At 42.1% G+C, this 4,531-nt stretch carries 2 protein-coding genes and 1 pseudogene; 1 reads left to right on the plus strand and 2 read right to left on the minus strand.

Going from position 1 to position 4,531, the window contains the following annotated elements:
• Both IQ228_RS21730 and IQ228_RS21735 read right to left on the minus strand, forming a co-directional pair.
• Positions 1-215: pseudogene (locus IQ228_RS21730) on the minus strand (prenyltransferase); the annotation flags it as partial.
• 1,107 nt (positions 216-1,322) lie between these two features.
• Positions 1,323-3,842 carry a DNA topoisomerase (ATP-hydrolyzing) subunit A gene (locus tag IQ228_RS21735; protein WP_027403797.1) on the minus strand — a complete coding sequence of 840 codons (2,520 nt, stop codon included), beginning with the start codon at positions 3,840-3,842 and terminating at the stop codon, positions 1,323-1,325.
• A gap of 218 nt (positions 3,843-4,060) precedes the next feature.
• Between IQ228_RS21735 and IQ228_RS21740 the strand changes: the two genes are divergently transcribed.
• Positions 4,061-4,459: a response regulator gene (locus IQ228_RS21740; RefSeq protein WP_193964414.1), complete on the plus strand. Its 399-nt coding sequence runs from the start codon at positions 4,061-4,063 to the stop codon at positions 4,457-4,459.
• Positions 4,460-4,531: the final 72 nt, after the last annotated feature.

Raw genomic sequence — 4,531 nt, forward strand, 5'->3', positions numbered from 1 at the left:
TTAGTAACATCTTTATCTAATTTGATAACTTCTATATTTTGATCATGAATATCTGCTTTTACTTGACTAATTAATTGTTCACCTCCGGCCGGAGAACAACGCACAAATAATATACCAAAGCCTTCTGTAAACTGAAGTGTACGAATAAAGGCTTGATATTCTTCATCTTCTTCTATTGGTAAATCTTGATCCCAATCACTGAGTTTAAGAGGCATAATTTTAGAAAATGTTTGAAAAACATCCGGCGATTAGCTTGCGTGACATAACCATACAAATTCCGTAGACAAAAAACCTTTAACCCGCCTGGGAATGATAGCGTAGCGTGGCGTTAGCCATATTCCCAGTCTCATAGCAAAAGTTGTCTTTTGATGACTAAATAACCCGAAAATTTTTTAGTAAATTTTAGTTTACAGCGATTTCCAATCTTAAGTAGTGAGACAGAATTAATTACACAATGTTATTGCGTAAGCGCAGCGTGGCGTTAGCTATATGGAACGAAGTGAAATGAAGTAATCGCCAGGGTTGTGATTGCTTCCCTTCGCTCGCAATGACTGTAAATATTTTTGTCCAATTACTTACATCTTAGCCCCTCATCGCTTGCGGGGATGGTAAGTAGTGAGACAGAATTAATTACACAATGTCATTACGTAAGCGTGGCGTTAGCCATAGGGAACGAAGTGAAATGAAGCAATCGCCAGGGTTGTGATTGCTTCCCTTCCCTCGCAATGACTGTAAATATTTTTGTCCAATTACTTACATCTTAGCCCCTCATCGCTTGCGGGGAGATTAAGTAGTGAGACAGAATTAATTACACAGTGCTATTGCGTAAGCGTGGCGTTAGCCATAGGGAACGAAGTGAAATGAAGCAATCGCCAGGGTTGTGATTGCTTCCCTTCCCTCGCAATGACTGTAAATATTTTTGTCCAATTACTTACATCTTAGCCCCTCATCGCTTGCGGGGATGGTAAGTAGTGAGACAGAATTAATTACACAATGTCATTGCGTAAGCGCAGCGTGGCGTTAGCTATATGGAACGAAGTGAAATGAAGCAATCGCCAGGGTTGTGATTGCTTCCCTTCCCTCGCAATGACTGTAAATATTTTTGTCCAATTACTTAACTGCTCACACTCCCCCCCTATCTTTAACGAGAGATCAAGGGTTTCGATAATTTTAGAGGGGGGGAGTGAATAACTACGTCGACAGAAGTAATACAAACAGAGGAAAGCAATGATGAAAACCCAAAATGAAATTATTAAACAAGGTTACATCATAGCCCCCTCCTCGCTTGCGGGGAGGGGGTTGGGGGTGGGGTTCTTGTAACCCTACTCTACCTCCACCACACTAATAATCCTCTCATCCCTGTTAAGTTGACAAATACTTTCACCCCTACTATCTTTGTTGAGATTAGGAACTGCATCTACCGATACGCGAATTACTCGCTCCTTATTTGTTAATAATGCGACCTCTGAACCTGGTTTTGCGGGAACCATAGCCGCTAAATTGTCCGTTTTATTATTAAATTTCAAAAGTTGTATTCCTAAATCCCCCCGATTCGCCGCCCTCAACTGATTTGCAGCCATAATTTTGCCATATCCTTCCTCAGTCACCAACAATAATTGATGATGTTTACTGACATTGACACAACCAACCATTTGCTGATTTTTCAAAAGGCGGAAAGCTTGTAATCCCATTGCAGCCCGACCCATAATCGGTAGTTGTTCATCATTAACGGGAAACCTGAGTAGACGACCGCTAGAACTCGCTAAAATTAGATGTTCTCCGCTGCTGAGGAATTGGGTAAACGCTAATTCATCCTTGTCTTTAAGCTTCAAAATTGTAATTCCGCGCCGTGAGAGATTGACAAATTCTGATAAAGATAGGCGTTTAATCCGTCCTTCCTTAGTTAACAAAACCATTTCCAAGGTTTCGGGTTTTTCTGGCAGCAAGAACCGGGTAATGATAGCTTCCGTGTTACCTTGGGCGGTACTGGTAAGCATCGTAATCAATGGCGTTCCTCGCGCTGAACGTCCAGTAGTTAGGGGAATATCTCCCACCGTAATCGGGTAAACTTTACCACCGCTGGTGAGGATTAACAGGTCTTTGTGAGTATTAGTTAATTCAGTTTGGATCAGGAAATCATGATCTAGCAAGCCATTTTCCCCTTTTGTTTTTTTACTGTTGGGGGAAATTCGCCGGACATAACCTCGTTGAGTAACTTCTAAAATGGTTTCTTCTGGGGGTTGTTCCGGTTTAGGAGTGGGGATTTTCGCTGGAGAATGTTCTTCTGCGGCTACTGCTGCTGGTTTAGCTTTACCTTTCTCTTCGGAAACTGGTTTTTCTGTAATGTGAACTATTTTCGTCCGTCGAGGATCATTATATTTCCGTTTGAGAGTTCGCAAATCTTTTTTCAGGGCTTTGAGTAATTCCCGTCTGTCTGCTAGTAATGTTCGCAATAGGCTAATTTCCTGGTTAAGTTGGTCAAATTCCTGTTGTAAGTTTTGCTGTTCTAAACCAGTGAGACGACGTAATGGCATAGACAAAATGGCATCTGCTTGTACCTCCGTTAAATCTAGCTGGCTACAAAGTGTCATCTTGGCTGTACTGCCATCGGGGGCTTGTCGTAATATAGCAATGACATCATCTAGATTTGCTAAAGCTTTTAACAATCCTGCTAGGACATTTACCCGATTTTCCGCTTTCCCTAATTCGTAACTGTAGCGACGGTTGAGGGTGTGTTCTCGAAACTTGAGAAATTCCTGTAATAGTTGCCGTAATGTTAGTTGGCGGGGTTGTCCGTCAACTATAGCTAAGAGAATCGCGCCAAAGCTGGTTTGTAAAGCTGTTTGGTGATACAAATGCTGGAGCAGTTCTTGAGGGTTGGTATCGCGTTTAAGTTCAATGACTACGCGCATTCCCTCCCTGTCACTCTCATCTCGAATGTCAGAAATTCCGTGTAACCGACCTTGATTGACTAAATCGGCGATTTTTTCAATCCATCCAGCTTTATTAACTTGAAAGGGCAGTTCTGTGACTATTAATGCTGTGCGGCGTTTAGTTCCCCTGGTGGCGGGAATTTCTTCCATTGTGACGATACCGCGCATGACAATACCACCTTTGCCAGTGGTATAGGCTTCTTTAATGCCACCATGATCAACAATTTCCCCACCAGTAGGAAAGTCTGGACCGGGAATTAATTGAAATAATTTTTCATCGGTTAAATCTGGGTTGTCAATTAAGGCGATTAAGCCATCAACGATTTCTCCCAAATTGTGGGGGGGAATATTTGTAGCCATACCGACAGCAATACCCGCACAACCATTCAGTAACAAAAATGGTAATTGAGCGGGGAGTACGGTTGGTTCTTGTTGAGAATTGTCGAAATTGCCAGTAAACTCCACTGTCTCTTCGGCAATTTCCGCCAGCATTCCTTCATGTCCTACAGGTGCAAGACGGGTTTCTGTGTAACGCATGGCTGCCGGTGGATCATTATCCACGCTACCAAAGTTACCATGTCCACCGAGTAGGGGATAACGGCTGGAAAAGTTTTGGACTAACCGAACTAAGGCATCATAAACTGATTGATCGCCGTGAGGGTGATATTTACCGAGAACATCTCCCACCACACGGGCGCATTTTCGATAAGGTCGATCTGGTGTTAAACCCAGTTCGTGCATGGCATATAAAATGCGCCTATGTACTGGTTTTAATCCATCTCGAACATCTGGTAAGGCTCGCCCCACAATCACACTCATGGCATATTCTAGGTATGACCGTTGCATTTCGGTGTGCAGGGCGGTGGTGATGACCTGTCCCTTGGAGAGAAGGTTTAACTGTTTTGCCATGAGGTTTTTCCCTGAATTTTCACTACACAACAGCCGCTAGAAGATAACACGCTCTAAAATTACAGCATAACGGATGATCAAATAGAAATACTCACATAATCTTGATACTCATGATGAGAAAAAGCAGTAGTATTATTTTTGATGTGATCTATGCTTATGGATTATTAAAAATACAATAGATTTTGATCAGATGTTAGCCCTATTTAGTATGAAATCTCATGAAAACTGTTCTAATTGTTGAAGATGATTTAATTAATGCTCGTGTTTTTTCTAAAATACTGAGTAAACGTGGGGGGTTGGATGTAAAACATACAGAAGATGTAGAGGAGGTGATGAAAATAGCTCAATCCCATGAAATTGACCTAATTTTGATGGATGTGTCCCTATCACATAGTGTATACCAAGGTAAGTCTGTTGATGGGATCAAAATTACACAAATGTTAAAGTCTGACCCACAAACAGCTAATTTACCGGTGATTTTAGTAACAGCACACGCGATGGAAGGCGATCGCGAGAATTTTTTGCACCAAAGTGGTGCTGATGGTTATATTTCTAAGCCTGTCGTCGATCACCAACTGTTTATTGACCAAATTATGGCTCTTTTGCCACAAGAATAGTTGTCCGTTGTCAGTTGTCCGTTGTCATCAGTAAAACTCCTCCCCCCACTCCCCCAACTCCTGTCTCTTATA

Source organism: Dolichospermum sp. LEGE 00246 (genome assembly GCF_015207865.1).
Taxonomy (GTDB): domain Bacteria; phylum Cyanobacteriota; class Cyanobacteriia; order Cyanobacteriales; family Nostocaceae; genus Dolichospermum; species Dolichospermum heterosporum.